The 26,339-nt window shown below is 50.2% G+C and carries 23 protein-coding genes; 8 read left to right on the forward strand and 15 right to left on the reverse strand.

What is annotated here, in order from left to right; all coding sequences use genetic code 11:
- Positions 1-4: 4 nt before the first annotated feature.
- From V5J77_RS14515 to nikA, 4 genes are read right to left on the reverse strand one after another with little or no spacing between them, the layout of a single operon-like run.
- A complete protein-coding gene (locus V5J77_RS14515; protein ID WP_338551548.1) occupies positions 5-1,603 on the reverse strand; it encodes an ABC transporter ATP-binding protein in 1,599 nt (532 codons plus the stop codon).
- A gap of 14 nt (positions 1,604-1,617) precedes the next feature.
- The gene (nikC, locus tag V5J77_RS14520; protein WP_338551549.1) at positions 1,618-2,421 is read right to left on the reverse strand and encodes a nickel transporter permease; all 804 of its coding nucleotides are present in this window, start codon (positions 2,419-2,421) and stop codon (positions 1,618-1,620) included.
- Entirely contained in the window at positions 2,418-3,356 is a 939-nt protein-coding gene (gene nikB, locus V5J77_RS14525; RefSeq protein WP_338551550.1) for a nickel ABC transporter permease, read from the reverse strand. The genes nikC and nikB overlap by 4 nt, the downstream gene beginning before the upstream one ends.
- Positions 3,353-4,882 (reverse strand): nickel ABC transporter substrate-binding protein, encoded by a 1,530-nt coding sequence (gene nikA, locus V5J77_RS14530; RefSeq protein ID WP_338556811.1) that lies wholly within the window; start codon positions 4,880-4,882, stop codon positions 3,353-3,355. Before nikA ends, nikB begins: the two co-directional genes overlap by 4 nt.
- Positions 4,883-5,192: 310 nt before the next feature.
- On the opposite strand from nikA, the gene msrA reads away from it, so the two are divergent.
- On the forward strand, positions 5,193-5,708 hold the full coding sequence (gene msrA, locus V5J77_RS14535; protein WP_338551551.1) for a peptide-methionine (S)-S-oxide reductase MsrA: 516 nt from the start codon (positions 5,193-5,195) through the stop codon (positions 5,706-5,708).
- A gap of 85 nt (positions 5,709-5,793) precedes the next feature.
- Here msrA and V5J77_RS14540 read toward each other — a convergent pair whose 3' ends face one another.
- From V5J77_RS14540 to V5J77_RS14565, 6 genes are all read right to left on the reverse strand, one after another.
- Entirely contained in the window at positions 5,794-6,600 is an 807-nt protein-coding gene (locus V5J77_RS14540) for an ATP-binding protein (protein ID WP_338551552.1), read from the reverse strand.
- A 61-nt stretch (positions 6,601-6,661) separates the two neighbouring features.
- On the reverse strand, positions 6,662-7,939 hold the full coding sequence (locus tag V5J77_RS14545; RefSeq protein ID WP_338551553.1) for an amidohydrolase: 1,278 nt from the start codon (positions 7,937-7,939) through the stop codon (positions 6,662-6,664).
- A 181-nt stretch (positions 7,940-8,120) separates the two neighbouring features.
- Complete coding sequence (locus V5J77_RS14550) at positions 8,121-9,356, reverse strand: beta-ketoacyl-[acyl-carrier-protein] synthase family protein (protein ID WP_338551554.1); 1,236 nt, start codon at positions 9,354-9,356, stop codon at positions 8,121-8,123.
- Positions 9,349-9,834, reverse strand: coding sequence for an SRPBCC family protein (locus V5J77_RS14555; protein ID WP_338551555.1), 486 nt, complete (start codon positions 9,832-9,834; stop codon positions 9,349-9,351). The genes V5J77_RS14550 and V5J77_RS14555 overlap by 8 nt, the downstream gene beginning before the upstream one ends.
- A gap of 32 nt (positions 9,835-9,866) precedes the next feature.
- Positions 9,867-11,027: an NAD(P)/FAD-dependent oxidoreductase gene (locus V5J77_RS14560; RefSeq protein ID WP_338551556.1), complete on the reverse strand. Its 1,161-nt coding sequence runs from the start codon at positions 11,025-11,027 to the stop codon at positions 9,867-9,869.
- Complete coding sequence (locus V5J77_RS14565; RefSeq protein ID WP_338551557.1) at positions 11,020-11,865, reverse strand: methyltransferase domain-containing protein; 846 nt, start codon at positions 11,863-11,865, stop codon at positions 11,020-11,022. Before V5J77_RS14565 ends, V5J77_RS14560 begins: the two co-directional genes overlap by 8 nt.
- Positions 11,866-12,044: 179 nt before the next feature.
- On the opposite strand from V5J77_RS14565, the gene V5J77_RS14570 reads away from it, so the two are divergent.
- A complete protein-coding gene (locus V5J77_RS14570; protein WP_338551558.1) occupies positions 12,045-13,961 on the forward strand; it encodes a glycosyl hydrolase family 18 protein in 1,917 nt (638 codons plus the stop codon).
- 131 nt (positions 13,962-14,092) lie between these two features.
- Here the strand turns inward: V5J77_RS14570 and V5J77_RS14575 are convergent, their stop codons facing one another.
- On the reverse strand, positions 14,093-15,742 hold the full coding sequence (locus tag V5J77_RS14575) for a GTP-binding protein (RefSeq protein WP_338551559.1): 1,650 nt from the start codon (positions 15,740-15,742) through the stop codon (positions 14,093-14,095).
- Position 15,743: 1 nt separating this feature from the next.
- Positions 15,744-16,667, reverse strand: a complete 924-nt coding sequence (cysD, locus tag V5J77_RS14580; RefSeq protein ID WP_338551560.1) for a sulfate adenylyltransferase subunit CysD — start codon at positions 16,665-16,667, stop codon at positions 15,744-15,746.
- Between the two features lie 437 nt (positions 16,668-17,104).
- Here cysD and V5J77_RS14585 point away from each other — a divergent pair, with 437 nt between their 5' ends.
- Positions 17,105-17,893: a M15 family metallopeptidase gene (locus tag V5J77_RS14585; RefSeq protein ID WP_338551561.1), complete on the forward strand. Its 789-nt coding sequence runs from the start codon at positions 17,105-17,107 to the stop codon at positions 17,891-17,893.
- Between the two features lie 65 nt (positions 17,894-17,958).
- On the opposite strand, the gene V5J77_RS14590 is transcribed toward V5J77_RS14585, so the two are convergent.
- A complete protein-coding gene (locus V5J77_RS14590) occupies positions 17,959-18,240 on the reverse strand; it encodes a metalloregulator ArsR/SmtB family transcription factor (protein ID WP_338551562.1) in 282 nt (93 codons plus the stop codon).
- Between the two features lie 191 nt (positions 18,241-18,431).
- Here V5J77_RS14590 and V5J77_RS14595 point away from each other — a divergent pair, with 191 nt between their 5' ends.
- A complete protein-coding gene (locus V5J77_RS14595) occupies positions 18,432-18,779 on the forward strand; it encodes a hypothetical protein (RefSeq protein ID WP_338551563.1) in 348 nt (115 codons plus the stop codon).
- Between the two features lie 90 nt (positions 18,780-18,869).
- On the opposite strand, the gene murI is transcribed toward V5J77_RS14595, so the two are convergent.
- Both murI and V5J77_RS14605 read right to left on the reverse strand, forming a co-directional pair.
- Positions 18,870-19,667, reverse strand: coding sequence for a glutamate racemase (gene murI, locus V5J77_RS14600; protein ID WP_338551564.1), 798 nt, complete (start codon positions 19,665-19,667; stop codon positions 18,870-18,872).
- Positions 19,668-19,858: 191 nt separating this feature from the next.
- On the reverse strand, positions 19,859-21,448 hold the full coding sequence (locus V5J77_RS14605) for a M4 family metallopeptidase (protein ID WP_338551565.1): 1,590 nt from the start codon (positions 21,446-21,448) through the stop codon (positions 19,859-19,861).
- 403 nt (positions 21,449-21,851) lie between these two features.
- On the opposite strand from V5J77_RS14605, the gene V5J77_RS14610 reads away from it, so the two are divergent.
- The 4 genes from V5J77_RS14610 (at position 21,852) to V5J77_RS14625 (ending at position 26,326) form a co-directional block, all read left to right on the forward strand.
- A complete protein-coding gene (locus V5J77_RS14610) occupies positions 21,852-22,385 on the forward strand; it encodes a hypothetical protein (protein WP_338551566.1) in 534 nt (177 codons plus the stop codon).
- A gap of 102 nt (positions 22,386-22,487) precedes the next feature.
- Positions 22,488-23,432, forward strand: a complete 945-nt coding sequence (locus tag V5J77_RS14615; protein ID WP_338551567.1) for a serine hydrolase — start codon at positions 22,488-22,490, stop codon at positions 23,430-23,432.
- Positions 23,433-23,550: 118 nt separating this feature from the next.
- The gene (locus tag V5J77_RS14620; RefSeq protein WP_338551568.1) at positions 23,551-25,104 is read left to right on the forward strand and encodes a spore germination protein; all 1,554 of its coding nucleotides are present in this window, start codon (positions 23,551-23,553) and stop codon (positions 25,102-25,104) included.
- A 52-nt stretch (positions 25,105-25,156) separates the two neighbouring features.
- Positions 25,157-26,326, forward strand: coding sequence for a Ger(x)C family spore germination protein (locus V5J77_RS14625; protein WP_338551569.1), 1,170 nt, complete (start codon positions 25,157-25,159; stop codon positions 26,324-26,326).
- The last annotated feature ends 13 nt before the right edge of the window (positions 26,327-26,339 follow it).

The following is a 26,339-nucleotide window of genomic DNA, read 5'->3' on the forward strand; positions in this document are numbered from 1 at the left end:
TTGGTCACTGTATCACTCCAAGCGTTTCCCTGCTGCCTTCATCTATGATCCTCCCATTATCCAGCACCATAATACGGCTGCACATGAGCTGAACGGCTGCCAGATCATGTGAAATAAACAGGCAGGCAAAGCCAAGCTGCTGCTGCAATCGCTGCAAAAGCTTTAAAATTTGGGCTTGGATAATCATATCCAGACTTGCGGTCGGCTCATCCAAAATAATAAAGTCAGGCGCAATGCTGATCGCTCTGGCGATGCATACCCGCTGCTTCTGACCTCCGCTCAGCTCATGGGGATATTGCCGCATGACGCTAGCCGGAAGCCCGACCATATCGAGCAAAAGAGCAGCCGCTTCATCCCGCTTATATCGGCAAGCACCTAAAAAAGCTGGTGTTTTGTCCTTGAATACGTCGAGCGGCTCCATTAACGAATCCACAATCGTCAGCCTTGGGTTCAAGCTGGCAGCCGGATTTTGAAATACCGCTTGAATCCGTCCGTTGATAAAAGAACGTGCAGCAGACTTGCGGTTATGGAGCGGCATTTGCTGAAACAGAAGCTCGCCTTGATCAAGCGGCTCCATAAGCAGCAAGCATTTGGCCAATGTGCTTTTGCCGCTGCCGCTCTCACCGACCAGTCCTAAACATTCCCCTGCTTTCAGCGTAAAGGATACCTGCTCCAACGCCTTAATGCCCTTTGGGTACGCTTTGACAAGCTTTTGAGCAGCAAGGATACAATCCCCGCTGCCATTCGCCAGTCCCGCTGCCTGCTCCGGCATCGTTTGATTAGCGTCTGCTGGCTGTGCAATCCCTGCTTGCTCAGCCTCCCCTGTTGTTAACGACAATAGCAGCGACTCAGCCAAAAGAAGCTGCTTCGTATAGGAATGGGCTGGCTCCTCCATCACCGTCCGCACATCGCCCGCTTCCAGCACACAGCCTTCGCGCATAATCGCCACTTGATCGGCATAGCGCCTGACATGCTTGAGGTCATGGGTAATAAACAGAATAGCGCAGCCGGTGCGCTCCTGCATGCCTTTAAGCAGACGAAGTATTTCCTCTCCCGTTGCCTGATCCAGCGCAGTCGTTGGTTCATCGGCAATAAGCAGCCTCGGCTGAAGCAGCATTGCTGCTGCAAGGGATACCCGTTGCAGCTGTCCCCCGCTAAGCTCACAAGGATAGCTTTTGAAGACGCGCTCTGCTGGCAGACGCACCTCCCCCAAGCAAGCTAAAATTTGCTTTTTTCGCTCCTTGCGCCCTAAACGACTGTGAGCCTCAAGCGTCTCATCCAGCTGCTTGCCCAGTCGAATAAAGGGACTGAACATACCCGCATAATCTTGAAAAATATAGGCAATCTCTTTGCCGCGCAGCCCGCTTAATTGTTTTGCCGAGAGGTCCGCCAGCAATTGCTCCTGGAAGAAGATTTCGCCAGACGTGATGCCTACAGCCTGAGGCAGCAAGCCGCCAATCGCGAGTCCAGTCAGCGTTTTGCCACTGCCGCTTTCACCGATTAAAGCGAGCCATTGCTGCTTTTCAATACACAAATGTAGGTTTTGAACAAGCGGCTGCTGCCCTGCGCTTAAGCTAAGTCCTGTTATTTTTAATACGCTCATCGCTGTCATCTCCTTTAATCCCTGCTGCGTTTCACATCCAGTCGATCGCGAAGTCGGTCACCGCAGGCATTCGATAGCAGTACGACAAGCATAATAGCAAGTCCCGGCGCGATCATCAAATACGGAGCCTGATGGAAAAAGGCACGGCCTTCATTCAGCATCGCTCCCCATTCGGGAGACGGCGGCTGAACACCAAGTCCAATGTAGGATAATGAAGCAATCATCAAAATAATTTTGCCCACGTCGAGCGAAGCAATAACGATTACGCTGCTCAGCGCATGCGGCAGCAAGTGCTTCATGACGATTTGCAGCGGACCTACCCCATTCAAGCGAGCAATCGCAATATATGCTTTGTATTTCTCAGACCTGACACTATTGCGGACAACACGGGAGTAGGCGATCCATTTGACCGCCGCAATGGCAAAAATTAAATTGAAGATGTCAGGCCCCATCAAGCCGCTTAACACAATAGCAATGATGAAATCCGGGAAAGCAAGGAAGGAGTCTGACACTCTCATAAATATACGATCGACGAAGCCGCCTAAATACCCCGCTAGCAGCCCAACGGGAATACCAATACTTAGCGCTGCCGCTAGTACGATCAGACTCGCGCCAATCGTATTTCGTCCTCCAATGAGCAGACGCGAGAACAAGTCTCTTCCGAGTCCATCGGTTCCCAGCCAATATTGCGGGCTTGGCGGCAGCAAGCGGATATTAAGATTCACCACATAGGGATCATGAGGAACGTGGAAAACCGAGAATGCTAGCGCTGCAAGGAGGAGCATCGCTGTATAACCGGCAAAACCTGCCTTCTTCATCGCTTCTCCCCCTTCAAGCGCATTTCCGGGTTCAGGACATGATTCGCCCCATCCACCAGCAGATGAATGAGCGTAACAGCAGCTCCCATCACGACCATATAACCTTGAATGACCGGATAATCCCTGCTCTGAATGGCATCCACAATAAACTTGCCCATGCCCGGATATGCAAACAGCACCTCAATGACAACCGTGCCGCCAAGCAGGCTGCCTATGCTGACACCGAACATCGTCACAACGGGCGTAAGCGCATGGCGAAAAGCATGACGAAGCAAAATTTTCCCGCTGCCAATACCGCGTGCCCGAGCGCCCTGAATAAAATCCTGCGATAGACTGTCCAGCAGGCTAGAGCGAATTAAGCGGACATAGACGGCAGACATCGTAAGACCGAGTGTTAAAGCAGGCAGTACGAGATGCGAAGGCGTCCCCATGCCCATCGACGGAAAAAGCCCTGCTTTTACGGACAGCCCTTCTATCAAAAGAAGCCCTAGCCAAAAGCTAGGGATAGAAGTGCCCAGTACAGCAAGAAGCCGGCTGGCGTAGTCAATGACACGGTTCGGATAAAGCGCCGACAAAGCGCCAAGCGGCACGGCAATAAGCAATAAAATGAGCAGCGAGCTGCCAGTAAGCAGCAGCGTTGCCGGCATTTTGCCAAGCAGCTCCTCGCTGACCGGCCGATTCGTCATATACGAGTTCCCCAAGTCTAACTGCGCTAATCGAGCGAGCCAATTGCCATACTGAACCAGTACCGGCTTATTTAGCCCCAGCGCTTCTCGCTGCTGCTCAATTTCTGAGCTGGTCACAGCAACGTCATCAAGGCGAAGCATTTGCTTAACGGCATCGCCCGGCGCAAGCTTAACGAAGACGAAGCTGACGAGCGAAAGCAAGAGAAGGAACAGAACAAGCTCTACGCCCCTTTTCCAAACGATGCTCATTTCTCTTCCACATCCAGCACATTCGTCAGCATATAATATTCGCTTTTACTCGTCACCCAATTTTTCACCTTTTCGCGGTACACAACGAGCGTGTTGGGATGAACGAGGTAGGAATAATACATTTGTTCATTAATACGGGTAAGCGCTTGTTTAATTAAAGCGTGACGCTCATTCATGTCCACCGTCTGATCCAGCTCATCAATCCAAGCGTTCAGCTCTGAATCGTTAATTGTCCCAAAATTGAGCGGCCCATCCGGCTTAAAGGCTACATTTAAAAAATAGCTCGCATCCCCGCGCGGCGCAATGGACGGACTGTACGTGCCCAAATCCCAATCGTCCTTATCCAATAAATAATCCTCGTATTTATCGACTTGTGCAATCGTTATGGTGATGCCAAGCTCCTTCGCTTGCGATTGCAGCACTTGGGCAAGCAATGGAAATTCTGCACGCGAAGCGTACGTGACCAGCTTAAAGGAAAGCGGCTGGCCATCCTTGCTCACCTTGCCCTGCTTAACCTCGTAGCCTGCTTGCTGAAACCATTTGCGAGCAGCGTCCAAGCCTGTTTCCTTCGGTTCATAATCGGGCACGAACGAAAATTCTGGCAAAAAAGGACCGCTGGCAACCGTCGCTTGGCCGCCCATAATAACGTCCTTCAACTCCTCGCGATTGACGAGTGCATCGAATGCTTTGCGAACGTAGCTATTTTGAAAATCCCCGTGTCTCGTATTAAAAATGAGTTCATGTGTTTTCAAGCTGACAACAGAATCCAAATGCAGGCTGGCATCGCCCTTTATCATTTCCATGCTTTCTACTGGCGGACGGTATACAATATCGGCATCCCCCGCCATAAGCGCTGACAAACGGGCATTTGCATCTTCATTAAAGCTGAAGGCTGCTTGACTGAGCTTTGCAGCACCGTCCCAATACTTGTCGTAGCGGTCCAGCTTAAGCGAGCTGCCTGAAGTGAACGAGGCGACTTGAAACGGCCCCGTTCCGATTGGCTTTTTATCCGGCTCCGGTGCAGACACGTCCATAATCGCTGTATTGGGATGAACCAGTTCGGACGGAAACTGGGGAAATGGCTGTACTGTCGTAATTTGAAGGCTTTGTCCGCTGGCTTCCATTTGCTTGATTTTCAAAACCTGCTTCACTCCCGGATTTTGCTCCATCGCCCGCTCAAGCGATTGCTTGACGGCCTCCGCATCGAGCGCCTTGCCATTTTGAAAGGTGACCTGCTCTCGTATTTTAAACGTCCAGTGCTGCCCATCCGCGCTGCTCCATTCCTCCGCAAGCCAAGGCTGAATTTGGAGATCCTCACCTAGCTTAACCAGCGTTTCAACAACACCTGCTCGGAGCGGGGTGTAATCCAGATGCGGATCTATCGTTTGGCTTGCAAAGTTAAACAGAAAGGAAAGCTCCTTGACAGGCGTTTGAGCTTGTTCTCCGTTAGTGCTCTCCCCTTTGGAGCATGCCGCCGCGAGCAGCAGCAAGCCTATAAAGAGAGATAATGAGATGATTTTTCGCATATGCAATGTAAGCTTACCTCCATATTTTCAAATGATTCAAGATGACCTGCCTCATCGTACCCTAAGAAGCCCAGAATGGTAATAGCCCGATCGAGCTATTGCGCAGTGAAAAATGTGACAATAATTAGCCAGATTCGTGCTCATTTACAGCACAAACCAGCTATGCTATGCTCGGTGGAGGTGGGCTGCACAGGCTTTGCTCTCCCTTCATTATGAACGTAATAAGTATAGATGGAACACAATTGACCTTTTCAGGCAGACTAACGGTTAGCCTATTAAATGTTTATTAAGTAACAAGGAGGAATAGGATATGCAATATGCAACATTCGCGGGCGGCTGTTTTTGGTGCATGGTCACCCCTTTCGAGGAGCTTCCAGGCATACATAGCATCGTATCCGGCTATATGGGCGGACATCAGGATAACCCAACCTATGAGCAGGTAAAAACGGGAGAGACGGGTCATGCCGAGGTTGTGCAAATTACCTTCGATCCGCAGCTGTTCCCTTATGAGCGTCTGCTTGAGCTATATTGGCCGCAAATTGATCCGACGGACGAAGGCGGTCAATTTCAAGATCGCGGCAGCCAGTACCGCACGGCGATTTTTTACCATAATGAAGAGCAGCAGGCTCTGGCACTCGCTTCCAAGCAGAAGCTTGCGAGCAGCGGACGCTTCGATAAACCAATCGTTACAGAGATTCGGGCGGCAGATACATTTTATGCGGCGGAGGAATATCATCAAAACTTCCATAAGAAAAATCCAAAGCATTACAAAGAGGATCGCGCCCAATCGGGCCGCGATACGTTTATTGAGCAGAAGTGGAAATAATATATATGCAGCGCGCAAAAATGCACAAAGCCCCCGTCAGAAGTTGCTGGCGAGGGCTTTAGCTTTTAAGAAAAAAACACAGGCTCTATAGAATTTTCGGTTTATACTCTGTCCATGCCTCTTGAATATGAGATTGCAGCAGCGGGCTGCTCTCAATAATCGCTTTACGCTTTGCTTTGAGCACGATTTGCTCCATATCTGCGAAGCTGCAGCCGGCAAGCAGGCTGGAGGCGGTATCATAAATAGGCTCCCGCTGTGCAAAATCGCCAATCAGAAGCGATATGTATTCGTATCTGCTGTGAGCATCCGGCATGCCGTAATGCATCTTCGTATCGAAGCGTCGCCAGATCGCATTGTCCAGCTCCTCCTCCAAATTGGTCGCCGCAATAAACACACTTTCACAATCGAACTCGTCCAAGCATTGCAGCAGCGTATTGACAACTCTCGCCATTTCCTTCACTTCATCATTATTTTCGCGGGTACGCGCTATCGCATCGAACTCATCAAGAAACAAGACGCAAGGAGCCGATTTGGCGTAATCGAATATTTTGCGGACATTGCTCGCTGTTTCTCCCAGATGACTATGAATAATCGCATCCAGCCTAACTAGAATAAGCGGAACATCCAGCCGCTGCGCGATGTAGAAGGCAGTTAAGGTTTTCCCCGTACCCGGCGGCCCATACATAACCACTTTGTTCGGAATTGGAACATCATGCTCCTCAAACTTCTCTTTCATGCCCATAATAGTGAAAAATTCTTCTACGATTTGCCGATTCATCGGCGGCAGCACGATGCGCTTTACCTTGCGCGCACATTCCTTCGAGCTGTAAAAGCTGGCCATATCCGTTCCCTTAGCTCTCGGCAGCCGATGATTACTTTGATTTTTGCTCATATTGGCGAAGCTCCTTCATTTTCCTATCAATCGTTTAGCTCGTTGCATCTATTCGTAAATATTACGATTTATTATAGCGCATAGGCTTGGTTTTGAAAAGGGGTACGCCAGCCTGCTGGTCTGCGTACGCTTCCCCCGCCTGCTGCACCCATTGCACGAACAATTTAGCGCCTTGCGTCAGCACCTCTTCATCTATATTGAACAAAGGATGATGCAGCGGATAAACCGTTTCAGCTGTTGGATTGGCGATGCCAATAAACGCGAATGCACCCGGCACCACCTGCACATACAGTGCAAAATCCTCCCCCGCAAGGCTAGGCTTATCCAAAATAACGATTTTATCGTCGCCCAAGGCGAGTTGACCAGCCTGCATAGTCAGCTGAACGGCAGACGTTTCATTAAGCAGCGGCGTGCCCAGCCGATATTGCGACGTATAGCTGCCGCCATACGTGCTGGCTACAGCGTCCGCTCTCTTTTCCAGCAGCTGATGAATTTGCCCCGTCAGCTTCGGATGAAAAACACGATACGTGCCGCTAAGCTTGCTTTCTCCCGCTATGGCGTTAATCGCCGTACCCGCATGCAAAGTGCCGAAGGCAAACACCTTCGTTTCCCACGGATCTATCTCTGCTGCAAGGGCGAATTTCACATCGGAAATAAACTGCACCGCCATCGACAGCGCATCTACGGCCAAATGCGGCGTACTGTGGTGTCCGTTCAAGCCCTTAAAGGTCATGTGAAAATGCGAGGATGCTGCCATCGCCTCCTTGCGATGAATGCCAACAACCCCTGTAGGCAGCTCCGGCCATACATGCAGCGCAAAGCAAAGATCCGCGTCCTCCAGCACCCCAGCCTCAATCATATCTCGCCCTCCGCTTATCATCCGTCCATCAATGGGGCTTGGCAGCGCACTTTCCTCAGCGGGCTGAAACACAAATTTGATTGTGCCGCTCCACATTTCTCGGTGCTGGCTCAGCGCCTTTGCCGCTCCAAGCAGCATCGTCATATGGGCATCATGCCCGCAGGCGTGCATCACACCTACGTTCTCTGAACGGTATTCGGCAGTGTTCTCCTCATGAATCGCCAAAGCGTCCATATCTGCTCGCAGCACAATCGTCGGCCCCGGCCTGGCGCTGGTGAGAACACCAACAACGCCTTTGCCAAAATGCTTGCCTACATGCCGCTGAACCTGTAAGCCTAGCGCTGACAAATAGTCCGCCACCTTCTCTGCTGTTCGGTCCACCTCAAATAATAGTTCAGGATGCTTGTGAAAATCTCTACGCAGCGCAATTAGCTCCTCCCGCAGCGTATCTACATAGGCAAGCACAGCTTGTATATTCATTGAATAACCTCCATTCATTCGTATAACCTTTTATATAACCTTTTTTAATTCCATCGACCTACGCAAAAAAAGCGGAAACATCCCCTCATCAGGATGTTTCCGCTTGTACGGTCAACTCTATGTTCAATAATAGGTATGCCCTAGCTATAAGTCAATGCCGGTGCCACACCTATGGTGCATTTTAATATTGGCGAAAAGCAAGCACGGCGTTAACTCCGCCGAAGCCGTAGGAATTGGACACTGCCGCCGCGGATTTCACCGCACGCGCCTTATTAACAACCAAATCCAGCTGCGCCTCAGGGTCCGGCTCGTCTAAATTTGTTGTTGGCGGCAGCCAGCTGTTGCGCAGCGCTAGCAGCGTAATCGCTGCTTCAATCGCGCCTGACGCGCCGAGCGGGTGACCATACAAGCCCTTCGTGCCGCTGACGGCGACGGGATGGCTGCCGAATACTTGACGAATGACCCGCGATTCCGTCACATCATTAAGGAGCGTCGAAGAACCGTGTGCATTGACGTAGTTAATGTCCTCTGGTGCCATATCTGCGCTCGTCAGCGCTTGGCGCAAGGCGCGTGCAGCCTGCGTGCCGCATGGGAGCGGCGCGCTCATATGATGGGCATCATTGGTCAGGCCGAAGCCTGCGAGCTCGCCATATATTTTCGCGCCACGCGCCCTAGCATGATGCTCCGCTTCAATGACGAGCACGGCGCTGCCCTCGCCCATGACGAAGCCGTCGCGATGGCGGTCGAACGGTCGGCTTGCCGCATTCGGCGACTCATTGCGGGTAGACATCGCCCGCAGCATGTCGAAGGCACCGAAGGAAAGCGGAGCAAGCGGGGCCTCCGAGCCGCCCGCCATAATGACGTCCGCTTCGCCGCGGCGGATCGCTTGCAGCGCCCGGCCAATGGCGACAGCACCGGACGCGCAGGACATCGCGTTCGTCTCATTCAGACCTGTCATGCCAAATTCCATGGCAAGATTGCACGAGGCTGCGCCGCCGAAGACTGAAAATCCGAGCGTCGGCGAGACAGCACGGAAGCCGCCATTATGATAGCGGCTGCACTGCTCCTCCGCATAGGCGATGCCGCCCAGTGCGCTGCCCATGAACACACCTGCCCGATCCGCGTCGAGATCGGCGGGACTCAGCCTGGCGTCGCGCAGCGCCATCGCGCCGCTGGCAACCGCAAGCTGCGAGTAGCGGTCCATGCGATGCGCACGCTTTTTATCCATATAATGCTCCGCCTGAAAATCCGGAATTTGCGCTGCAATTCGGCTGCGCAGCCCTTGCGGTACAAAACGCTCAATTTCCTTCACCGCGCTTTGCCCTCGCACTAGACCTTCCCATAGCTGCTCCACGCCTGCGCCAATCGGCGTTACACAGCCTATTCCCGTTACAACTGCTTTTATCGTATTAGCCAATGTGTCCACCTGACTCTCTTTGTTGAATATGGGCCTGCTCTGCCTGCTGCTTCAAGCCATGCAATGTTCTCTCCGCAATTGCATAAACGAACCGATTGCCGATAAAACCAGCGAAAAGCCTGCGCGTCCATGGAGGAGAGTTCCAGCGATGTACAATGGATACGGACACCTTCTCTCCAGCCGGTACGATGCGCCATTCGACCTCCATCCCTTTCGTCACTCCACGCACATGACGATAACCAACGATTAGCTCCTCCTCGTTCACGATCATTTCGCTTTCCCACCAGACCGGCCACTGAAACCGCTTGAACGGCCGTACAGCAGCCATTTTCACAAGACCGCCCCGTTCACTGCCGCCATAGCGAAACTGAATCTGGCGATAGTGCGGAAGCAGCTGCGGCCAATTTTCGATTTTTCGTGCATATTGAAAAGCTGTCAGCAGTTCACAGCGCATCGTTATCTCATTGTAGGTATGCATGAGCTTACCCAACCTCCTCGTATGTGCTCTATTCACAAGCAGTCACCGATTAATGCCGCCAAACGGCTTCGGGCGGCAGGCAGCGAGCCAAGTCCGCGCAAAGCAGATTGCCACAGCAGCTCATGCCTGCTCGTCCATTCGATCAGCTTTTGCAGCCGAATAGCTGGTGTAAAGCGGCTATGCTGAAGCTGCGCAAAGTGAGCCAGAGGCGTCTGGCTGCCGCTCTCCAGTGCTTGCACCAGCAGCGGTGCTGCAAGCTCCGCGCTGCTGAGCGCGCGGTAAATGCCCTGACCTGTCAGCGGATCATAATATCCCGCTGCATCGCCTATAAGGAGAAGACCTGCCTGCTGCGTTGCCCTTACGCGGCGATCAAACGGCCCGCAGGCGAGCACTTCGCTGGTGCAGTCTGCTCCCTGCAAGCGCTCCGCCAGCTCGGGAAGCTCGCTTACCTTGCTTAGCAGCCATGCAGCGCGCCCCTCCTTGCGTCCAGCAAGCGCTCCCACGCTCCCGCACTCGCTTCCCGTCAGCTGGGCGAGCGTCATATTGGCCTCGCCGCCGCCAATTGGCGCAAGCCCTACAACGATGCCGCGTCTCGTAAACAGCTCAACGCGGGGTTGCAAATCCCGCACCCCGCTCACCCGCGCCGTGAATGCTGTTTTGCGCAGCGGGCCGAAGCTGCTCAGCCCCGCGCAGCGAGCAACTGCCGAGCGAATACCGTCCGCGCCAACGACGAGGCGCGCCCGAAATTGCGAGGCCTGCCCCGCTGATGAATAAGCGATAACACCCGCCACACGACCATGCTCCCAAATAAGACGCTGCACCCTCATTTGTTCTATTACGTGCGCACCAGCCTCCCCAGCATACAGCGCAAGCGCATAATCCAGCTTTTCACGAGCGCAGGCCATTCCGAATTGGCCAGCGGGGAAAGACGCCAGCAGCTCCGCCTTTCCGCTTGTCAGCCGCCAGCCATGGATGAGCGAATGCTCCATGCTGCTGCGAATCGCCGCGAATTTTCCAGCAGGCAATATACGCGCAAGCGCAGCGACTGCGCCAGGATTAAGCGATTCGCCGCATGGCTTGCGCCGCGGAAGCGATTCACGCTCCAGCACCAGCACCTTTATACCCTGAGCAGCTAAGCGTGCGGCCAGTACGCTGCCGGCTGGCCCTGCGCCAACAATGATGACATCATGCATGACGCACGAGCGCCAAGCGAAATGGAAAATGCCGATGCACGACAGCGGCGGGAACTCCTGCCTGTGCCAGCAGCTCCTTCGCTTCGCGCGCTGTATAGGAGCGCTGGACAGACATTGGCCCATCATGCTTCGTCACCGGGCTGCGCCAGATGAACTTGGCGAGCAAACGTGCGGACAGCAGCGCTAAGCGATGCCGCTCCAAATCGGTCACGACCCAGCCGACCCGTGCTACCCTGTCGATTTCCCCCAGCATACGGCTCGCTTCCCCGTCATCCAAATGATGCAGCGCCAAATTGCTGAAGACGATGTCAAAGCTGTTATCCTCGAAGGGAAGAGCGGTTCCATCGGCTTGCAGCACTTGTATCGCCGTCTGATGAGCGGTGCGTTTTGCCGCAAGCTCCACCATTTTAGGATGAATATCCACGCCGACAATTTCTACTGCCATCCCGCGACTGCTGCACCATTTTTCCAAGGCAATCGGAATGTCTGCAAGCCCCGTCGCCACATCGAGCAGCCTTATTTTCACCCTGTCGCCTGTCCCATATGCTGCCCCTGCCTCGTCGTGTCCTCGCCCCCTCCCTCCCCGCTGCTTGCCCTGCGAACGCTGCATTTCCTCTGCCCTTTGCCCCCATGCATTGCTATAGCCAAGCTTCTGCTCCAGCTCGCGAGCCCGCCGTGCAATTGCCGTCTGTCTGAGCAGCCGCTCCAAATGCTTGAACAGCACCGGATTGCCGCCCAAATAGCGGTTGACCTGCCACACCTCAGCAAGACTCCTCTCAAGCTCCTCCAGCTCTAACTCTTCCTCATCAAGCTTTTCCTTCGCATACAGCCGCTTCATAGCTGCCACCTCCTGCTTTGCTTTCCTTATTGTTATTGTTTTCCACCTTTTTTATCCGCCTAACGCTTATATTTATTTCATTTTTTTACCTGCTGGAATTAGGCAGCTTCCTTCGCAACCTCCAGCCTCCCCTTGCGTCTAATAGAATAGAGAAACTAGAGGAGAGTGATAGAACGCTTATGAAATTTAAAATGAGAAAGCTGACCGCATTGCTGGTGCTGCTCATGCTGAGCCAGACCTTTGCCACGGGCAGCAGCATAGCTGCGAGCTCTGCAACCAAGTACCGGGTGTATCAGAACGATGCGGCGCTCAAGGAATTTGCAACTGAGAATCAGGCCATTGCCTACGCCCAAAGCTTTGCCTACAGCCATGTCGAGCAGATTTCAGGCCGAGTGTGGGTATGGGACAATTTTCCGAGGTATAAGGTCTATCAAGGCGGCGCCTCCAATCCGAAGTGGGAATATCGCACCTATGAACAAGCACAGGCCGCAGCGAAGCAGCTAGGTCAAGTACATATTCGAGATTTGCAGCAGCCGGGCTGGGTATTTGAATCTTATGCCAAGTTCCAGCTGTATCAAGGTGAAACGACGAAAAACAGCTGGGGCTTTGCTACCCTTGCAGCCGCTAAGAAGGAAGCAGCCAATTGGGGCAATGCTCATATCATAAAACGCTCCACGAATGAGTGGGTATGGGACAATGTGACGGCTGCGCAAAAGAAAGAGCAGCGTGCAGGCCAAGCCATTTACATGATTACGAAGGATGGCGGACAAATTACCGGCACCAAAACGTACGCTTACCTTTATGACGCTGTTCAAGCAGCGGCCAAGCTAAGCGATAGCGAGGTGACCAATACTGCGAAAGGCAAGGTCGTTTTCTCCAATGCTCGCCGTTACGAGGTTCAGCAAAATGGAAAAACCATTCAATCCTTTATTAGTGTGGATGCCGCAATACCTTTTGCCAAAAAATATGCTGGTACAGATATCGTTAACAATAACGTCGTCTGGTGGACCAACAAGCCCTATTTATCCGTTTATCAAAACGACAAAATCATTAAAAGCGTGCACACCAAAGACTCCGCAGTGACGCTAGCCAAAAGCTATGCAAATGCCACCGTTCGAAATGCGGATGGACGGATAGTATGGAGCAATGTAACAAAGCTGATTTATTTGGGCTGGAATGGTTCCTCGAACAGTCAGACAATTTTGGGGCATGTAGCGGGGACACAGGGGCTCGATATTGATTCACCAACTTGGTTTGAATTAGCGGATGCAAGCGGCAAGCTGAATGACATGTCCGATGCGGCGACTGCTAATGCCTTGAAGGCGCAGGGCGTTCTCGTCATGCCGCTTCTGCACAACCAGTTTGATCGAAAAATGACGAGCGCCTTTCTTGCCGATTCAGCAGCACAGACCACTTTCATTAACAATCTGGTCGCCAAGCTAACGTCGCTTCGCGTCTATGGCCTCAATATTGATTTTGAAGAGGTAGCAGGCTCTGATCGGGCGAGCTATACCGCATTTGTCAAAGCACTTACGAAAGCGGCTCATGCCAAAGGATTGAAAGTATCCATCGACCTGCCGCGCGGCAGCGCCAGCTGGAATCAGGCAACAGCGTATGACCATACCGCACTGGCAGGCATTGTCGATACCATTATTATTATGGCTTATGACGAGCACTGGAGCACAGGCCCGGAAGCCGGTTCCGTCTCCAGCCTGGCATGGGCGGAGGAGGGCGTTAAGCAGTTTCTTGATTATGGCATTCCCCGCAAAAAGCTGATGCTCGGCATTCCCTTCTACGTTCGGGAGTGGAAGCTGGATAACGCAGGCGCTCTCATTAGCAATCGCGCTATTTATATGAAGGAGGTGCCGCAGCTCATTAAGGATACGAATGCTGTAGGTACGCCAGATGTGGCATCCGGTCAAACAAAATATACGTATGTGAAGGATGGCTTTACCTACGTGTTTTGGGCCGAGACCGCTTCAACCGTACAAGCTCGCATCAACATGGCGAAAAAATACGATCTTGCAGGCGTTGCAGCGTGGCGCCTTGGCTACGAAAGTGCCGAGCTATGGACGATGATGCTCCGTTTGAAATAATTTCAGTCCGAGAAACATCAGCTTTTTTCAACGTGTGAACCTTATACATTGTTCTATTTTGCAAAAGAAACAAGCCAGGGGCTCAATAGTCCCCTGGCTTGTTTCTTTTGTAATCCTCTCACTTCATTGAACTATACTTGAATGAGAGCCTTCACAACCCGTTTTACGGCATCATTGGCCGCTTCCTCAATCGAAGAGCTGTTTACAGCAGCAGCGATTGGCAAGAAGGCTTGGCCGATTATTTCTTGCGCAGCTGCCTGGTCGTTGTCACTTGCAGAGCCGGCTAATACCAAGGCAATAAGCCCCGCATTGTTCAGCAAGGTCGCATAACCCGCGATTTGGCGCACAGATTCGCCTAAGCTGTTCTCGATTAGCATCGTATGATAGCCTCTCGCGACCAACCTCTTCTCGATTTCCTTCGCAATCGCCAAGTTGTCCGAAACGGAACCCTCAAGCCATAGCGTAAATGGCTGCTGCCCTTTTTGCTGGGCGCGGACATCTCTTGTGATTTCCGTTTCGTTTAGGCCCATACTGCTCACGCTTTGAAGCGCTTCGTCAATGACGCCGCAAGCGGAGGTCATATTCGTTACACGATCAATGAGAATGAATCCACCGATGCTTTTGTTTTTTTCAAAAGCATCAAAAACAATACCATCCGATAATGAAAATTCACATTTTGCCACTTCATTTTTAACGACATGATCGGCAGAAACCGTGTTTCCTGTATTAATATCAATTTTGTGCTTAATAGCTGTCACCGTACCAGGAAGAACCTTTGTACCTACCTTCACCAGAACATTTTTCCCCGGCGTCAGGACAGAATCATCCATCCAAAGAATCGTAGCGCTAAAGCTGTCGGCCTCTTGGAGCTGATCATCCTTCGTAAATACACATCCGCGTGAAACGTCAACCTCCCGATCCAATTGAATCGTGACCGGTTGTCCGGCATGAGCCGAATTCCTGTCTTGGTCCGTGACAAAGATTCGTTTGACCTTCGCCTTCTCACGGCTAGGCAAAGTGATCAGCTCATCGCCAACCGCAATGCTGCCCGCTTCAATCTGCCCTTGAAATCCGCGAAAGGTGTGGTCTGGCCTGCATACTCGCTGAACGGGCATCATAAACGGCAACCCATCGTCGCTTGCATGAACATCTACACCTTCAAGATAAGGCAGCAAAGGTAGACCCTCGTACCAAGGCGTATTAGGCGATTTCTTCGTAATATTATCCCCTTCTGTTGCAGAAACAGGAATTACCTGAATGCTTTCAAACTGGAATTCAGCGGCTGTGCGAGAGAAAGCTTCTTTGATCTCATCAAATATTTTCGCATCAAAATCCACCAAATCCATTTTATTTACCGCCAACACCAGATGCTTGATCCCCATGAGAGCGCAAATCCGGGTATGGCGCTTCGTTTGCGTAATAATTCCTTTTTTTGCGTCCACCAAAATAATGGCAAGATCTGCAAAGGATGCGCCTACAGCCATGTTGCGCGTATATTCTTCATGCCCCGGCGTGTCCGCTACAATGAATGAACGGTGATCCGTCGTAAAATACCGATAAGCTACATCAATCGTAATCCCCTGCTCACGTTCAGCCAGCAGTCCATCAAGCAGCAAGGAGTAGTCAATTTTGCCGCCGCGGCTGCCCAGCCTGCTGTCCAGCTCCAAGGCTCTCTCCTGGTCAGCGAACAAAAGCTTAGCCTCATAAAGCATATGTCCAATCAAGGTGGATTTGCCGTCATCCACACTTCCGCAAGTAATAAATTTAAGCAGACTCTTCATCTTAGAAATAGCCCTCCCGTTTACGTCTTTCCATGCTTCCCGCTTCTTCCTGATCAATAACCCTCGTTGTCCGTTCGGATGATACCGCGCCGAGCGTCTCTTCAATAATAGCATCCAGCGTGTCCGCATCAGACAAGGCGCCGCCAGTCAGCGGATAACAGCCTAATGTGCGAAATCTCATCTTCAGCATTTCAACCTTCTCACCCGGCTCGAGCCTCATCCGCTCATCATCCGCCATTATGATCTGCCCATCGCGATTAATGACAGGCCGTTCTTTGGCAAAATAAAGAGGAACAATATCAATGTTCTCTCTGCGAATGTATTGCCAAATATCCTTTTCTGTCCAGTTGGAAATCGGGAATACACGGATGCTTTCACCCTTATTAATTCTTGTATTAAAAAGCTTCCACATTTCTGGACGTTGGTTTTTCGGATCCCAAGCATGATTTTTATTACGGAATGAGAAAATCCGCTCCTTCGCACGCGACTTCTCCTCATCACGTCGTCCACCGCCAAAAGCAGCTGTAAATCCGTATTTGTCCAGCCCCTGCTTCAGCGCCTGAGTTTTCATAATATCCGTATAGGCGGAGCCATGATCAAATGGGTTGATCCCTTGCTCAATCCCTTCTTGATTGGAGTGAACAAGCATGTTGATTCCAAATTCTTTCGCCTTGCGGTCGCGGAATTCAATCATCTCCTTGAACTTCCACGTTGTATCAATATGCATGAAAGGAAACGGCGGCTTCTCCGGATAAAATGCTTTCAACGCCAAATGCAGCATAACGGAGCTATCCTTACCGATCGAATACAGCATCACGGGATTTTCACATTCCGCCGCTACTTCTCGAATAATATAAATCGCCTCAGCCTCGAGTTGATCCAGATGTGTCGTTGCATCTATGGAATCAAGCATCATTTTGTCCATGAAAAAAGTGCCTCCCTTTAATCCTTACTAAATCTATAGACTATAACTTATATCCTATCAGATTTTCACTTTTATGCAAAGTGGAATAAAGTAAATTCTTTTATTTTTTTGAGGCGTTAGTTTTCATCAAAATGGACGACGAAACTACGCACCATTAAATTGGATAATTCCATTATAGAAAAAATGCAGGGATGATGTGTATCAAGCTAGCATGAACAATTGGCGGAGCAATTAATCTTGAGCAAGCACAGCTCTAGGCCTCTGGACTGCTTGCATGAGTGAACAATGGCTTTCATCTAATGCTATCCCTTGATTTTGCGGGCGAAGTCCTGCTATCCTGTTTAAATGTTACAATTTCGATACATTTGCTGCCTATTTCGAAACAATTGCCCGTTATAATTCATCATAGGGAACACTTAAGGAGGCTTTTTTTGAAAATGAGGATAAAAAGAACAGGACAGGCTCTGGCGGTTTTGCTGCTGCTGTTTGCCTTTGGCTGTACTGGCGCACAAGAAACGGGTTCGCCCATAGCTAGCCAGTCCCCAGCGAGCAATACGAATACCGATGCTGCGGGGGCAGCGGCGGATAGCGCCGTCCAGGAAACATCGGGTACTATTGACGATTTACTTGTCGTAGCGAACCCTGCCGCCGCTGTCGTACTCGTAAACAAGCAATACAGCTTGCCTGAAGGCTACGAGCCGCAGGATTTGGTATATCCTAATGTCGCATTCACCTTCACTGAGAAAATCGACAAGCGTATGCTCCGCAAGGAAGCAGCTGACGCCTTGGAGCAATTATTCGCTGGAGCAGCTGGTGATGGCATTAAGTTAGCTGGCGTTTCCGGCTACCGTTCTTATGATCGCCAGCAAACACTGTTCAACAATTATGTGAAAAAGGATGGCGAGGCAGCCGCTCGCATGTACAGCGCTGTACCGGGTACGAGCGAGCATCAGACTGGCCTTGCTATTGACGTTACGGGTGCAGATGGCAAATGTGCGGCAGAGGATTGCTTTGCGGGCACGCCTGAAGCAGATTGGCTCGCAGAGCATGCATCGGAATATGGCTACATTATTCGTTATCCCGATGGGAAAGACAGCATTACCGGCTACAAATATGAGCCTTGGCATATTCGATATGTCGGCAAGGAGCTTGCCAAAGAGCTTAACGAGCGCGACATTACTCTAGATGAATATTACAATGCGGTTCCGGTATCCGAGAAACGTTAATACCCATTAAAAAAAGCGGCAGCTTGGCCGCTTTTTTTAATTTAAATACAAGAATTTATATGTACTTAAATATACTGCTCGTCTGTTGCCAAAATGGAGTCCAGCAGCCCCGGAAAACATAAGTCAAGATGGTCCCTGCGAACGGAATAATAGTGCTGCTTGCCTTCAATTCGCGGCTGAATGATTCCTCCTTCGCGCAATATTTTGACATGATGCGATAGCGTCGATTTGGACAAATGCTCCACCTCGAAAGAGGAGCAGTTTCGTTCCCCTCCCTTGGCAAGGCATAAAACAATTTTAAGCCGTACAGGGTCGCTCAGCGCATGAAGCACCGTTGTGAGCTTCATTTCATTGGCTTCCGGTAATTTTACAGTTTTCATACCGCCCAACGTATCATATCTTGCTGCATGTTTCAATGTACTTTTGACACTTTAAATGGCACTAAGCGTATAGGCTTCGAAAGCCTCCTTTAAAAAATCTTTCCCTTGGGCAACATATAAGCGCAATGGAATATTTGAATGAAAGGAGCCGCAAACCTATGCTGCTCGTTTATGCTGTGGCCCTCCTGCTTGGAGGATTATTCGCAGTGAATGCCGTATTCGCGTATCAAAGCAAGCATATTGATCCTCTATTCTGGGCCACGATATGGTATCAACTCAAGCTGCTTCCTGTCATTTTCGCTGCAAATGTTATGATCGGCTTCGGCGTCAAATTTTTGTATAAAGGCTTTGGAAATTTGACCTTTGCTCTCACCTTGTCAAAAGGCGTTGAAATTTTGGTCTGTGTCGTCATTGGCATCCTATTTTTGCGGGAGATGCCCAATTGGAAAACCATTGCCGGACTTGCCATCGTCGTGCTGGGCTTCTGGATTACGAAGCTCAAATGAGCGCTATCTAGTCCAGTCGTTACTCAAAAAAATAAACAGCCTAAAGCCGCCCCGTTATAGCGGGCGTCCGCTTTAGACTGTTTCTTTTCATTAGCTCATTATTTCTTCGTTCTGCACATGACTTTCACTGATCAATTCAAATGCAGTGCGTATTTTCTCAATATAAGCGGGATCATTGCCGGTACACATAAAGCGAACGCTGCCGCTTCTTACACCGCCTACCATGCCTACTCGGCTTAACAGCGCTGTCAGGCGTTTTATCGTTCCTGCATTGCCATCTATAATCTGAATATGTGGCGGCAATATTTCGCGGAGCAGCCCTTTATAGAAGGGATAATGGGTACAGCCCAAGACGACAATGCCATAACGGTCCAAATCATACCCAGTCAGCTTAGAGTGGAAATAGTCGCTCATAATTCGCTTGTCAAACTGCAAGTCCTCACAATAGCGCACAAGCTCAGGAAGCGGCAAGGAATCTACAATCCCCTCATCGTCTACCCGTGACACAAGAGCATAATATTTAGGCTGCTGCAGCGTTAGCGGTGTCGCGAACACCAGCACCCGCTTGCCTGTTCTGCGGTTCATCTCAACCGCCGGTTTAACCGCCGGCTCCATGCCGACTATGGGAAAAGAATACATCGTTCGCAGCTCGGCTACCGCAATGCTGGTCGCTGTATTGCAAGCAACAACCAAGGCATCAATGCCTTCGCCTACCATCGTTTCCACAGCCTCCAGAATAAAAGCTCTGACTTCCTCCTTCGACTTCGTTCCATAAGGAACATGCAAATTATCAGCCATAAAAAGATAATCCTGAGCAGGGAGTCGTCGAAGCGCCTCAGCCATTACGGTTAGCCCGCCAATACCCGAATCCAAAAAACCAATTTTCATTTTTATCGTTCCCTAACTTTTGTAATAAAGGCTTATACCAGCATAGCGCGATAGCAAGCTATAGGCAATATCCGTAGAGAAGATTATCAGCAACATGCGCTCATAAACGAATATTTTTTTTCAAAAAAAGAACCAACCAGACGTTCCTGATTGGCCTTTTTCACTATTATCTATCATTTTACTTGCATTTTTTAATAGACGCCTACGGCATTATAAGCTTGCTTAACTGAGGCTACTTGCGTTGAAGTTGCGCCGTACAGCTCCGTTGCTGATTGGATGACTGCTGCGCGCGTAGCAGAGAAATTAGAGAATGTCGACAAATAGTACACAAGCGCGTTGTAGTAAATTTTTACCGCTTGCTCCCTGCCAATACCCGTAACGCTCACTCCGCTAAACGTCCCGCCTTGCGCCAGCAAATAAAACGCTTTGTTGTTAATGCCGCTATTAATATGCACGCCGCCATTGTCAGCAGAGCCCGTATAACGATTGCTATAGTGGTCGGGCTGATTATACAAGGTTGGATTGGCTAGCGAGCGAAGCGCATCTCCCGGAATGCCTGGCGTATAAACATCATCCCCGATCAACCAGTTGTCCCCTTCAATAGAGTTGCCGATAATGTCGGATATGGATTCATTAATAGCTCCCGATTCGCCGTAATACTCCAGATTAGCCGTATATTCCGTTACGCCATGCGTAAACTCGTGACCGACTACATCCAAATCGCCAGACAACGGCGCAAAGGTGACACCATCGCCATCGCCGTATACCATTTGCACGCCATTCCAAAACGCATTGTTATAGTTCGTATAATAATGGACCGTAGAACGGAGCTGAAGGCCATTGTTGTTCAAGCTGTTGCGTCCGAATTTCTGGAAATAAAAATCATAGGTTTTAGCTGCATAAGCATGAGCGTCAACGGCTGCTCCGTCCGTCCAAATATTCGTTGCTCTGGAGAAAATCGTTCCTGGAAGCGACACTCTATTATTCGCATTATAAGTTATAATGCCGTTCCCGCGCGTTGTATCATACAGCTGATAATTGGAGCCAACCAGCCTTGTTTCAAAGGTTTTGCTATCTCCGTTCACACCTGTTCCCGTGCCCGTTATATGATGCAAAATATTATATTTAAACAATACGCTGCCTGTCTCCGCCGCGATAAAATATCGAACCCGCAGCGGCTCAGGCTCCAGCACATTTACTTCCGTAATATAAGATAATACCGGCTGTCCATCCTGCACGAAATAATACAAATCTGCTTTAGGAGTCGTTTGCGACTCGCCAAGCACGCCATACTCCTGTGCCACGTCAGCCTCGGCGGCAGCAATCGCGTCTGCCTCACTAATCGGAATGACCGGAACGAGCGTTTGCGGCAGCTTTTCCTGCACATTTTCAACCACGCTGCCGAGAAGGGACGTTATCTGTCCTTCGCTATCAACATGCAACGTTTGATCAGCACCATATACAGGAATACCCGACGCATATTGGCTCAGCCTAAAATGGATCGTCCCGGTTGTATCATTGCTCTGCTGCTCTACAATGCGGAAATGATCACGAATGTCACCCTCTGTGCCAATATTCAATCTGTCCCTTACACTTTCCAAATAGATCCATACCTTTTCCTCAGGCGATATAGCCAAAGGAGCTACCCAATCCGGCGCCGTAATAAAAATTTGCGAGGAATCCGTGAAATTGGGCTCGCTATTTTCTTCTGCTGCAACTATCGTGGCGAATGAACCAAATACCAGCATACCTGCAACAATTGAAGCTACTCTCTTTTTCATAAAAACACACTCCTCCAATTTGAATACTAGGATATAAATACAAGCGAGTACCTGATGATTTACATTCAGGCGAATGCCAATGCTGTTATCTACGATGAGAGACGGTTGCGACAGACCACTTACCTTTCCTTGCTAGTAGTCAGCTATAAACTCACCACCTACCTACAAAAGTAAATTTTTGCATTTTCTTGAAGTTGATTTCATATTACACGAGAGTCTATCATTTGGGAAGCTTTTTTTGATATTTTTGGTAATTTCTTCTAACACTTTATGTGAGATTACGTCAAGTTATTCCCCCTATCTCTTCCATAATCAATCATTCAAAAAGAGGATTTTGGAAAACTTTGTCGAATGGTGACTAGGTACAGTTGAGACTATATAACGATAGATGGGAGTTATAGCTTTGCAAACACCACCTAGAAGACCGGGAACGTCGCCCTATAGACCCGGGCAGCCCTCAGCAGCGAGGCCTAGCAGCGCCCAAACTCAGCGGCCCGTTGCTAATCCGCGAGTTGATTCGGGACTAGCGACTGCAGCAGCACGCCAAGCCACTCCATCGGCAACTGTTCAGCCCGTACCACAGCCTGCACCAGCCGCGAACAAAAAACAGCCGAAAAATAGGCTGGCTTTAGCGATTATATCGCTAATTTTCGGCATTATTAGCGTATTGCTGTGTATAGGCGGCTTGTTCACCTTGATCGGAACGGCGCTAAATCCTTATGCCGATGACACAGTTGGAATGGCGAGCTTTATTATTTCTGGCATTCTTATTTTCATCTTCAGCCTGCTCGGCTTTATTTTCGGTCTAGCATCCAAGCGCTCCTCAAGCGGCAAAGGCATGGCGATAGCAGGCATTATTTTATCCGCTCCACCACTGTTTCTAACGGTGCTTGGGGTAGGCGGCTTTATGTTTGCTGCAATTTTCGCCATGTATTAAGCTAAACTCTGGCAGTCCTTTTCTTATCCTTGCATTTGTTTCTTATTCTCTCACCCCCTATAATCGAAGGAACGAAGGAATGAGGAAAGTAGGAAAATAAAGATGAACCTGTCATCACTGCTAACGGCTATTGAGCCGCTGGATTTAAGAAGCTGCCTTGTGTCACATAATGGCAGGCTTATTATCGAACATTACCGAAATCAGCGCACGAGAGAAGAGATTGCTAAAGTTAATTCCTGCACCAAAAGCGTCGTATCTGCGCTAATTTGTATCGCGATGGACAAGCAGCTTCTGCCGGCGCCTTCGACGCCCGCCGCTGCATTTTTCCCCCAGCTTGCTGGAGATCCTGATCCGAGAAAACAAACGATAACGCTGGAGCACCTATTGACGATGTCGGCTGGCTTCAACTGGACGGAGTTCGGCGGGCAAAACTCCTTCCCCCGCATGACGCAAACGCCAAACTGGATTCAATTTGCCTTGGAGCAGCCTTTGTCGGATGAGCCTGGCTCACGAATGGAATACAACTCTGGTCTCTCACAAATGCTCTCCGCCCTGCTCGCACAAGCAAGCGGCATGACCACTGCTGCATTTGCCGAGCGTTACCTATTCCAGCCGTTAGGCATTTCCCAATATGAATGGGAGCATGATCCTCAGGGCATTCATACAGGGGGCTTTGGACTCAAACTGCTGCCTGCCGATATGCTGAAGCTGGGAGAGCTGTATTTGCAGCAGGGTGCATGGAATGGACAGCAGCTTATCTCTCAAGCTTTAGTAGAACGCTCCGTCTCTCCTGCAATAGCCGCTAAGTCTCCTCGTCATGGCCAGTACGGCTGGCATTGGTGGGTCGATTGTTATTCAGCAGCTGCGGACGCCGCTTCGCCTTCTGCCTTCGATTTTTATTATGCTTTAGGCTTTGGCGGACAGACGATTACCGTTGTTCCCAGCCTCCATATCGTCGCAGTCGTCACCAATGACAGACTGAAAAGAGGCAAGCCTCCAGCGGATATTTTCCGCCAGCACATTGCACCTCTGCTCATCCAGCCATAAATTAAAAACCAAGACAACCTCCTCGCGGACGTTGTCTTTTTATGTCGTATAGTTTTCTATAGCGCAAGCCATACTGGTAAATGTAAGAAACCAGGACATGGAAACTAGGTGAGCGAACATGACAACCGAGAATGGAAATACGGGAAACAGCAGTCAGGATACGATGCCGTCCGTCCCACAAAGTGGACAATCGAGCAGCGGGGATGGCAAGCAACCGATTAACTCCACATTGGAGGACAATCTTCGTTATCTGGAATCTGTCTTTGACCGCAGCTCCGACATCATCTTCAGGCATTGGCATTACGGCCCCGAAATGAAGTATAAAGCATGCTCGATCTACTACAGCTCGCTCATTCAAGACGATACCATTAACTATATGAAAATATCGCTACAGGATCTTGTAACGCATGAAGTCGGACCCGGAATGGAAGCCGGAATTGACGAGGTCCGTTTTTTTTTCGAAAACCATGGCCCTTCCGGTAAAAAAGTAACGCTCCTAAACGATTTAGATGCTGTCGTAGGCGGTATTTCCAGCGGGCAGCTGCTCATTATATTCGATGGCTGGCAGCAGGCACTCAGCTTTAAAGCCCAATCTGTTGAGACGAGACAGGTCAATGAACCCGTCAATGAATCGGTCGTGCAGGGGCCTCGTGAAAGCACCGTCGAAAACCTGCAAAAAAATTTAGGACTGCTGCGGCTGCGGCTGAAAACGCCGAAATTCAAAATTGAGCTCATGAGCGGCGGCGGCGATACCAACACAACGGTCGCATTCGGATATTTGGATGGCAAAGTGGATATTGAAATGCTCGCCGAGTTTAAGAAGCGAATGGAGCTCATTAAGACGGTCGATGTATTGGAAACCTCCTATATCGAGCAGCTTATTGAGGATTCCAGCTATTCTCCTTTTCCGCAGCATCGCTATACGGAACGAACGGATATGGCTGTAGCAGCGCTATTAAACGGCAAAATCGTCGTGCTTGTGCAAGGAACCGGCGGCATGTTGATTTGTCCAGGCATGTTTACTGAATTTTTCCAATCCAGCGAGGATTATTACCAGCGTACAATAATATCCACGATGATACGCTGGCTGCGAATTATTGCCTTTATTATCGCGTTGTCGCTGCCCAGCGTATATATTGCGCTATCAACCTTCCATCCCGAGCTTATCCCAACCGTCCTGCTGCTTGCCGTGCTGAATGCACGTGAGGGATTGCCGCTCCCTGCTTTCTTCGAGGCGCTACTGATGGAATTTTTCTTCGAGCTGATGCGTGAGGCTGGGGTACGTCTGCCAAGAACGGTAGGCTCTGCTGTCAGCATAGTCGGGGCACTCGTCATTGGCGACGCAGCGATAAGCGCCGGAATCGCCTCCCCCATTATGGTTATCGTCGTCGCGCTGACAGGGATCGCCTCCTTCTCCATTCCACAATATGGAATCGCTATTGCGCTTCGCATTTTACGCTTTCCGCTAATGATCTCCGCAGCGCTGCTCGGCGGATTTGGGATGATGATTTGCTTTCTATTTATTTTGCTTCATCTATGCAAGCTGAGGTCGCTTGGTCAGCCTTATATGGCTCCGCTCGCTCCTTTTCGGCTAGTTGAGCTTCGCGATGTCATTATGAGAATTCCGCTTAAAAGGCTGCTGCAAAAGCCACAAAAAATGCATCGGCAATAAGGCTTGCTGTCAGCCGCTATATTCTCAAAAATAGGAGAAAGAATGGATACACATGAGAAAACAAACAAGCCTCTTTTCCCTTACAGCCTCATTAATCATCATGCTGGCACTGCTCTCAACTGTGCTTACAGGCTGCTGGAGCAAGTATGAGCTGACCGAGCGTGGCTTTGTGATGGGCGTCGCGCTGGATGAAACGAAGGATGGAAAAATCGAAATGCTGACGCAAATTTATCGGCCAGCCTCGGTTGAAACCGGCAAGTCAGCGACAACCCAAACGTCCAGCGTCAGCATTCGAACGCAGGATGACACGGTGATGGAGGCGATTCGCGACATTCCTATTCATTTGGGCCGCAAAGCCCAGTGGAGCCATACAAGAATCATTATTGTTGGAGAAAAGCTGGCAAGAAATCAGGATTTGGGCAAAACACTGGATATATTTTACCGTGATCATGAGCCGCGCAGCAGCGTTAAGCTGCTCATCTCCAAGGGACCGGCCCACAAAATGCTGGAGAAGCAGCCGCTTATTGAACAAACGACGGCGCAGCAAATTTTGCGAACGGAGGAGTTTTCTTACCTCAACGCAGCTAAAACGATGGACACCACGCTGCTTAGCTTGCTGCTGCAAAGGGAAAGCGCTCATCCCGACGCCGTCCTCTCTTATGTATACAACGAAGCTAGTCCAGAGGAGGCGATGTCCACTGCCGGGCTTGCCCTGATCAAGGATGGCAAGCTTAAAAAAATTATGCCCCCGGATAAAGTGGAAGGGCTGCTCATGCTGCGTAACGACTATCACTCCGGCGTACTGGAGACGCCATGCTCCGGTATGAAAGGGGAAAAGGAAACCGCCGAGGTGCTGGCGCTTCACACAGCGATGACAACGAAGCTCCTTAACGGCAAGCCTCAGGTGAGCTTTCATATCAAAGGAGAGCTAGCCATTACCGAGCTGAAATGCTCGTCGATTATGTCGTTCAAGGACGAACAAAAATTCATTGAGAAATTTTCCGCTGCCATTTTGCGGCAAACGCAGGGAACGCTTCATTTTCTGCAAAAAAATAAGCTTGAGGTTATCGGTATTGGCAATCAGCTGTACCGTCAAAATCCTAAAGCTTGGCTAAAGCTGCGGCAGGACTGGGACGAGCAGTTTGCCCAGCTTCCGATCGAAGTTAAAGCAGAGCTTAAGCTGGTGACAGGTGGAACAATAAACAGCAAGCCGTCCTCTTAACTAGTAGAAAGGA

The sequence above is a fragment of the Paenibacillus sp. KS-LC4 genome, assembly GCF_036894955.1.
Taxonomy (GTDB): domain Bacteria; phylum Bacillota; class Bacilli; order Paenibacillales; family Paenibacillaceae; genus Pristimantibacillus.

Coding starts and splice junctions, on each gene's coding strand:
- V5J77_RS14570 (WP_338551558.1), top strand. CDS start 12,045: ATGAAATTTAAAATGAGAAAGCTGACCGCATTGCTGGTGCTGCTCATG.
- V5J77_RS14595 (WP_338551563.1), top strand. CDS start 18,432: ATGCTGCTCGTTTATGCTGTGGCCCTCCTGCTTGGAGGATTATTCGCA.
- V5J77_RS14615 (WP_338551567.1), top strand. CDS start 22,488: ATGAACCTGTCATCACTGCTAACGGCTATTGAGCCGCTGGATTTAAGA.
- nikA (WP_338556811.1), bottom strand. CDS start 4,882: ATGCGAAAAATCATCTCATTATCTCTCTTTATAGGCTTGCTGCTGCTC.
- V5J77_RS14575 (WP_338551559.1), bottom strand. CDS start 15,742: ATGAAGAGTCTGCTTAAATTTATTACTTGCGGAAGTGTGGATGACGGC.
- V5J77_RS14515 (WP_338551548.1), bottom strand. CDS start 1,603: ATGAGCGTATTAAAAATAACAGGACTTAGCTTAAGCGCAGGGCAGCAG.
- V5J77_RS14590 (WP_338551562.1), bottom strand. CDS start 18,240: ATGAAGCTCACAACGGTGCTTCATGCGCTGAGCGACCCTGTACGGCTT.
- V5J77_RS14555 (WP_338551555.1), bottom strand. CDS start 9,834: ATGCATACCTACAATGAGATAACGATGCGCTGTGAACTGCTGACAGCT.
- V5J77_RS14565 (WP_338551557.1), bottom strand. CDS start 11,865: ATGAAGCGGCTGTATGCGAAGGAAAAGCTTGATGAGGAAGAGTTAGAG.
- V5J77_RS14545 (WP_338551553.1), bottom strand. CDS start 7,939: ATGAATATACAAGCTGTGCTTGCCTATGTAGATACGCTGCGGGAGGAG.
- V5J77_RS14625 (WP_338551569.1), top strand. CDS start 25,157: ATGAGAAAACAAACAAGCCTCTTTTCCCTTACAGCCTCATTAATCATC.
- nikB (WP_338551550.1), bottom strand. CDS start 3,356: ATGAGCATCGTTTGGAAAAGGGGCGTAGAGCTTGTTCTGTTCCTTCTC.
- cysD (WP_338551560.1), bottom strand. CDS start 16,667: ATGGACAAAATGATGCTTGATTCCATAGATGCAACGACACATCTGGAT.
- murI (WP_338551564.1), bottom strand. CDS start 19,667: ATGAAAATTGGTTTTTTGGATTCGGGTATTGGCGGGCTAACCGTAATG.
- V5J77_RS14605 (WP_338551565.1), bottom strand. CDS start 21,448: ATGAAAAAGAGAGTAGCTTCAATTGTTGCAGGTATGCTGGTATTTGGT.
- msrA (WP_338551551.1), top strand. CDS start 5,193: ATGCAATATGCAACATTCGCGGGCGGCTGTTTTTGGTGCATGGTCACC.
- nikC (WP_338551549.1), bottom strand. CDS start 2,421: ATGAAGAAGGCAGGTTTTGCCGGTTATACAGCGATGCTCCTCCTTGCA.
- V5J77_RS14560 (WP_338551556.1), bottom strand. CDS start 11,027: ATGCATGATGTCATCATTGTTGGCGCAGGGCCAGCCGGCAGCGTACTG.
- V5J77_RS14540 (WP_338551552.1), bottom strand. CDS start 6,600: ATGAGCAAAAATCAAAGTAATCATCGGCTGCCGAGAGCTAAGGGAACG.
- V5J77_RS14620 (WP_338551568.1), top strand. CDS start 23,551: ATGACAACCGAGAATGGAAATACGGGAAACAGCAGTCAGGATACGATG.
- V5J77_RS14585 (WP_338551561.1), top strand. CDS start 17,105: ATGAGGATAAAAAGAACAGGACAGGCTCTGGCGGTTTTGCTGCTGCTG.